A 7,350-nucleotide genomic window follows, 5' to 3' on the forward strand; every position below is an offset into this window, starting at 1 on the left:
GAAATAAACAAATTATTGACTAACTTACTACCTTTGACTTTACCACCCTTTTAATTTCTGCTAACACTAACATTGTGACTTCTTCAGGAGTATCTTTACTATTAATATTAACATGAACATCTGCATTCGCATAAAGTGGTCTTCTTTCTTCTAAAAGCTCCTGTAGTTTACCCAAGGGATTACTATCCTGAAGTAGAGGTCTAGTCTGATCGCCTTGCAAGCGACTATATAAAACTTCTACTGGCGTATCTAACCAAACTACTATCCCATGTTGTAAATAACTCCAGTTAAAAGGTTTGATGACTATACCACCACCTGTCGCAATAGTCAATTTTTTGTAACTAGATACTTCTGACAATATATTTGTTTCTAACTCCCGAAATGCTGCCTCACCCTCAGTAGCAAAAATTTCGCTAATTGACTTGCCAGCAGCTTGAGAAATCAAACTATCTGTATCTAGAAAACGATATCCCAACTCTTGGGCTAACAAATGTCCCACAGTTGTTTTACCAGCGCCCATCATCCCAACTAAATAAAGATTTACTCCTTCCAACAATTCCCTATTACTAATATCCATAATTATCCCAATAATTGAGTCTAAAACCCCGCCTTTTAATCAGCTAATTAGTTATCAGTTATCCGTTATCCGTTAAATATTTTTCTAGTTTTATCAAAATAACAAAAGTAAGAATTTAACTTCTGAATTCTGAATTCTGAGTTCGTTAAGACTCACTGCCTGATTTATTAGCTTGATCGGGAACTTCTTCTTGAGTCTCTTGATTTTCAGTAGGTTTAGATGGGTTTGCAGGTGGGGGAGGAGTAATCACCCGATAATCTGCATCATACACAGATTCGGTTTGACCAACCCCAGAACTACTAGGGTCGCGATAACCATAAGAATAAACCGAACCAGACCAAGACTCTGTTTTTGGTTCTTGTTCTACTTCATAACTTTTATCTGTAGAACTTTGACTAACCGAATCTTGTGACTGTTCAGTATCCTGTTCTCTTTTACTAGCGTCCCAAGAATGACTAACTTTAGGAGGTCCTTGTTCCCAGTCGTCAAGGTTTTCATCTTCCTCCCTTGCTTCCGAATCTTTATTTAGGTTAAAAGAGCTTTGAGAATCTGACATTCCTTGAGAATGTGAAGCTCTATCCCTACCTTGACGAGTTTGAGTTTGATTTTGATGCTGAGATTCTCTAGAGCGAGGTCTAGCAGGTTGTAAACTTTTTTTTAACAGGTAATTTGAAAGTACAAAAGTACCATAAATCAATAAGTAAGTAATTACACCTGCAATAAGAGCGGCTAAAATCCATACAGATAGAGGTAGAGGTATAGATTTTAACCCCAGAAAAGTTAAGGACAAACTAGGAGACCCATTTTGCCAAGCAAATAAGGCCAACCCACCAATGACTACAATTAAAACAATTAACAATAGTAAATTCCGATTTCTATTCATGGCCTATCCACCGTTTAATAGGAACACAATCTAAACCAAATTGGTCTAAAGCACGAGCTACCACAAAGTCTACCAAATCTTCTATAGTTTGGGGATTATGATACCAAGCTGGGATTGCTGGGACAATTCTTGCTCCTGCTTCTGCTAGAGTAGTTAAGTTTCGTAAATGAATCAAGCTCAAAGGTGTTTCTCGTGGTACTAGGATTAGTTTACCACCTTCTTTTAATTGTACGTCTGCTGCCCGCTCTACTAAATCTGAGCTAAACCCAGCAGCCAATTTACTTACTGTTCCCATACTACAAGGGATAATTATCATACCCTGAGTTCGATAGGAACCACTGGCAATGTTTGCTCCTATATCTTGCCAAGGATGACAATATAGTTTACCATTAGTTTCATCTCCAGCTTGCTCTCGCCAGAATTTTTCTTGTTTGGTGGGTTCGGCAGGCATTTTAATATTTTGCTCTGCTTGCCAGACTGAATAAGTAGCTTTTGATGCTACTAAGTCAATAGTATAATTAGCTGCCAGTAAAAATTTAATGCTTCTGACAGCGTAAATTAGTCCTGATGCTCCTGTAACTCCAATAACTATTGGTAGTTTAGGAGTAGACACAAAATTACTCATGTTTGAATAAATCTTTTCTTTTAGGGAGTAGGGAGTAGGAAGTAGGGAGTAATTAGGATAAATTTGAATTATATCATGTCCGCTTAATTAGCGATCAAAAAACTTTTTCTCCTTCTCCTCCTGATATATTCTTTATTTCTTGTATTCTTCCTACTGACTCCTGACTCCTGACTCCTCCCTAATTATTTATTAGCAGTTTTCATGCTTGATAGACCACAGTCGTAATTACCGGGGGCATGATGGAATATTTGTATTCAGTCGCAAGTTGAGGAGCGAGAACTTTGAAACTAGCCTTTGACTCCTGTACGGGCGTTTTGCTATCGCACAACTCCGTTTTTTCCTGACGGAATGCTCCGCAAACATGTCGCGTTTGCGTTAGCATTCCGTAGGAAAGCGAAACGTGGAGCGACATATAAAACGTTTCCGGAGCATTCCGATAGGAAAGTTGTGCGTAGCTAATGGCCAGCAAGCCCCTACGACTCCTGACTCCTGACTCCTACAGCAGTTTTGTGGTTTACTCAACTCAAAAGCGCTGTAATCTTTTTAGGGATAAGGGAGTAGGGAGCAGTTAGGAGAAATGGGAATTAAGCAAGTACACAAAATTTTTGCTTGTTCCACATCTCCACATCTCCACATCTCCCTTCTCCCCTACTCATTAATCAAAACCGATAGGGATTATTAGAAGGGGGCGAGAACTCTTCATCGTCAAAAGCAGTGCTGCCTCCACTAACTGCAACTAAGTCAATTTGTTGCCGATAATAATCAACGCTCTTAACCTGCACTTCTACCATATCTCCTAGTCGATATTGGTTACGATTTTTGCGTCCCACAAGTGTTTGTTGTCGGGAACGATATTCATACCAGTCATCTTTTAGAGAAGATACATGAACTAAACCCTCTACTCTGAAACTTTCTGTAGACTCAGAGGATATTTCAATTTCTACAAAGAAACCGTAAGACTGTACCCCAGTAATCAAACCTTGGAAAGTTTGACCAGTACGTTCCTTCATTAATCCAGTTTTAATTAATCCTTCTAAGTCTTCTTGGCCATCCTGTGCTACATTTTCTCGTTCAGTTAAATGCACCACTACTGACGTTAGTTGTGCTTCTAAATCTTGTTGTATTTCTGGAGCTAAAACATTCCAGGAGATTTTGCCATGACATGAAGAATGTCCTAACTCTACACCTTCTTTAGAACGACTGGAACGGCGATCACGACCTTCATTAAATACAGTATGTAATACTCGTGAAATCAATAAATCGGAATATCTGGAAATTGGTGATGTACAATGAACATAACCATGTTGTAAAGCTAATCCAAAATGAGGTTGAGCTGTGGTGCTGTAAATTGCTGGCTTCAAAGTATCTTCAAGCAAGTATGTCAGCACCCTTTCTGATTTTGATGTAGTAAATTCCTCAACAAATGCTTGATAGTCAGCAGGTTGTACATCTTCTTCATCTTCTAGATATAAGTCAGCTCCAAGATTACTAGCTAATTTAATAAATTCTTGTATATCTCCTGGTTCTGGCGAATTTTGGACTCGATAAATTGCAGGTACTCCTAGTGCTAGTAAGTGACTTGCTATTGCTTGGTTTGCCAAGACGATCAATTCTGCAACCATGGAACGTGCTGGAAACATCTCAGGAACTATCATTGATCCCAAGGGACTCTCATCGTTGTAGTAGCTTTTTTCATCTGGTAAATTTAGGTCAAAAGCACCTCTTCGTAATCTGGCACTTCGGACTGCTTTACTAACATCCTGGAGTTTATTGATGGCATTCTCCAGTTGCTCTAAGTTTAGATTAACTAATTCTTCTGTGTTGCCATTAATAATTTTTTTTGTCTGCTCATAGCTGAGATGAGCATCTACCTCGATCACACTAGGTTCAATCTCAAACTCAACTATTTGACCGTTTTTATTGACAGTTATCAAAATAGATATGGCTAGTCGATCTTTTTCTGGTAGTAGGGAAAAGTAATCACTTGATAATCCGTCTGGTAGTATAGGAACTACTTGATCTCGCAGATATATACTGATACTTCGTTTACGAGCTTGTTTATCGAGTTGGGAGTCTGCTTTAATAAAGTAGGCTACATCAGCAATATGAACTCCTACTCGCCAATAACCAGAGGTTGTGGTTTCTATACTTAGAGCATGATTAATGTCTTTCTTATTTAGTTCTCCAAAAGAAATTGTGAGTAGTTCGCGCAAGTCTAGTCTATTTTTTTGATCTTCTTTGGTGGAGTGGTTAACTAGAGATTCAGCTTCTTTGAGAACTACATCTGGAAAAGACCGGGGTAAATCATGTTTGCAACATACTATGTCTAGGTCATCTGCTGCTTCTGCATCTGAACCAAGAATCTGAACCACTTTTCCTATAGGACGTTTTTCTCCTAGGGGATAGCGCAATACTTCGACATGGACAAGGTGGTCTATAGCATCTGCTAAGTCTGGACCTTCTGGTACTAAGTCGAGTTCAAATAGTAGGCGATCGTCTAGGGGAACTGCTCTATAGTAGGGTTCTCCATTGTGCCCATTGATTTGTTTGATTCTTGCTAATAAGGAAGGGTTAGCACGTTCTAATATTAATTTGACTTCTCCTTCCGGACTCCGGCGACGACTTCCTTCTTTGATGATTTTGACGAAGACGCGATCGCCATTCCAAGCGTTACTCAGATGACTTTCCCGAATGTAAATATCTTCTGTTCCTTCTGAGTCTTGTATGGCGAAGCAAAATCCTTTACTGGAACAGCGCAGTTTTGCTTCTACAACTGCTTCTTCCAAAAGTCGCCGATAGCGACCTTTGTCTTTGGCGAGAACTCCTATTTTTTCTAGAGCATCCAAGGCAATTTGTAATTTGCGGATACTTTGATCGTCTTGACAATCTAGTTTTTTCTCCACTGCTTTGGGAGCAACTAACTTGTCGTCACTAAAATTTGCTAGGAGTGTAGCGATGGAAAATTTCATGCAGCGTTTTATCCTTTTTCTTATCGGTTATACTATTCTATAAAGTTAGTCTGCCATTAAGTGTTTCACCGAGGTTTCCTCAAGTTAGCAGCTCAGTTGTGTTCATGCTAGTTTTTCCTACTCAATGCTTCTTTTATATGAAGCTCTGGTCTAGCCTAGATAATGCTTTTGAGCCACTTTTGGCAAGACATTTAGTGAGGCTCCTACACTGACCCATTTGATTGCCTCTTGCAGAGGAGCTACGCTTTTCATGTCGCCTAGGGAAACAATCTGGGATTCTGATGTCTAATTGAGACCATCAAAACTTCCTTTGGGAATATTCCCATTACAGCATTTTATCGTTACCTGGGCTTCCTAGCTTTCGAGTTGGTAATACTCCTTGTTATGTTCTGTTATATTGCCATTGACGGGTCATACTGTTGATTTGAAACAACCGTTGTTTGGGTTATTTAGGAGTCTCACCTTTAACTATAACAGTTCATCATCTTGCAGCCAAACTATAATTTTAGCAGATTATGCCAGGGTCAAACCTGTGTGTCGTTATTCACGCAGCCGTTGAAACGATCTGGCTAACTTTAAGATAACCTTTTTTTTGGTTTATTTATCTTATAATAAATTTTCACTAAAGTCAAAAGTATTGATTGGTTAAGCTTTTAGGATTTTGCAAGTGAATGGTTATTTTCACCACGCTCAACTACTACCTAAACTCACAGTTTTCTTTTCACACATAAAATGCTTATTGGGTTTGCCGTTACTAGAAATCTACGAAAATCAATAAAATATGGAATTATTCTGATTTATCGCTTGTTTCTATTCCTGCTTTGTTCTGGCAGTGTCGGCACTCACCAGTCCACAGGATGGCACGGCCTCATATCATGTCCGGATGATTAGGTATAAATAAAATATTTGGTGATCGAGAGGATATATTTTAATTTATCCCCTACTCCCCTACTCCCCTACTCCCCTACTCCCTTAATTATAAGTGTTTAACCGGACATGGTATAATTGAGTACCTGAGCTAGATTCTTTCCTAGTATTTATAGCGGTTTTCACTGATGTTGACTACAAAAATTCTTCCTTCTTCCTCCTCTCCTAGATAATATGAGCCTTCTTCCTTTAATCCCAAATCTCTGTACTCTAAAAAACATGAAAACTGCTATAANTCCTAGATAATATGAGCCTTCTTCCTTTAATCCCAAATCTCTGTACTCTAAAAAACATGAAAACTGCTATAAGTCTCAATCACAACTTGGTGAAGTAAGTAAATTAAGGCAACGGAAAATTTCTTAGAGAAATATTTCTTTTGCCGTGGCTACTTGGTGTTAACTTCCCCCTATTGTTTTTTTTAATGGCCTTAATTGTGATTTGGCCTTTTTTGGGTTAAATTTTATGATAGCTTCAAATTAGACTTCTGGCAAAAGTAATTTTTGCTAATATTGAAATTTCTTCAGGTTTCACCAAGTAAATAATTATGTTAGAACGTTTTCGAGCTTCTTATCCTAAGGGTTGTTTAATTTCTGAGTTAATTACTATTCATAATGGTAAGTATTTAGTTCGTGTTTTAGTCCAGGTGAATGGTGAAACTTTAGCTACTGGATTAGGAGCTGCTGATACTGTGGAGTTGGCAGAAGACAAAGCTAGAGAGCGATCGCTTGCTACTCTTACATTTGATACATCTTTTTCTCCACCTCAAACTTCTGTTGAAGTTTCTCCATCTCCATCTGCTACCAACGATGAACCACAATTTACAAAATATGTCAATACTCCTTTACAAATAAAAACAGAGGAATTACCAACAGCAGGATTAAATCTAGATTCTAATGAAGTTTCTGATACTCCAACTGTTTCGTCTCGGTTAGAGGAATCGGAAATTCCTATCCCACTGGAAAAAGAGGAATTAATAACAGTAGAGTCTAGTATTAATTATGATGATGTTTCTGATTCTCCTCAAGATTCAAGTGGGTTTGATAATAGTTGGTTAGATACAGATTATAGTGAGCAACAAAAGGAAGAAAAAGTTGATGAAACTACAGAATCACTAATAGATTCTAGCCATCATATAGAAAGTGAAATGACTACATCAGAATCAATAAATTATGGAAGAGACTTAGCTTCTCCTCAAGATTCAAGTGGGTTTGATAATAGTTGGTTAGATACAGATTATAGTGAGCAACAAAAGGAAGAAAAAGTTGATGAAACTACAGAATCACTAATAGATTCTAGCCATCATATAGAAAGTGAAATGACTACATCAGAATCAATAAATTATGGAAGAGACTTAGCTACTTCAATAAAT

At 38.0% G+C, this 7,350-nt stretch carries 4 protein-coding genes and 1 pseudogene; 1 reads left to right on the forward strand and 4 read right to left on the reverse strand.

Annotated features, from left to right (window positions below):
- Positions 1 to 19: 19 nt before the first annotated feature.
- The 4 genes from AFK68_RS18260 to AFK68_RS18275 all read right to left on the reverse strand — a co-directional run bounded on the left by AFK68_RS18260 (position 20) and on the right by AFK68_RS18275 (position 5,054).
- Complete coding sequence (locus AFK68_RS18260; RefSeq protein ID WP_094673997.1) at positions 20 to 577, reverse strand: shikimate kinase; 558 nt, start codon at positions 575 to 577, stop codon at positions 20 to 22.
- 145 nt (positions 578 to 722) lie between these two features.
- Positions 723 to 1,460: a hypothetical protein gene (locus tag AFK68_RS42000; protein ID WP_094673998.1), complete on the reverse strand. Its 738-nt coding sequence runs from the start codon at positions 1,458 to 1,460 to the stop codon at positions 723 to 725.
- On the reverse strand, positions 1,453 to 2,085 hold the full coding sequence (locus AFK68_RS18270) for a flavin prenyltransferase UbiX (RefSeq protein ID WP_094673999.1): 633 nt from the start codon (positions 2,083 to 2,085) through the stop codon (positions 1,453 to 1,455). The genes AFK68_RS42000 and AFK68_RS18270 overlap by 8 nt, the downstream gene beginning before the upstream one ends.
- A 659-nt stretch (positions 2,086 to 2,744) precedes the next feature.
- Positions 2,745 to 5,054: a ribonuclease R family protein gene (locus tag AFK68_RS18275; RefSeq protein ID WP_094674000.1), complete on the reverse strand. Its 2,310-nt coding sequence runs from the start codon at positions 5,052 to 5,054 to the stop codon at positions 2,745 to 2,747.
- A gap of 1,471 nt (positions 5,055 to 6,525) precedes the next feature.
- On the opposite strand from AFK68_RS18275, the pseudogene AFK68_RS18280 reads away from it, so the two are divergent.
- Positions 6,526 to 7,350, forward strand: a pseudogene (locus AFK68_RS18280) (hypothetical protein); the annotation flags it as partial.

This window comes from Hydrocoleum sp. CS-953 (assembly GCF_002260545.1).
Lineage (GTDB): Bacteria > Cyanobacteriota > Cyanobacteriia > Cyanobacteriales > Microcoleaceae > Trichodesmium.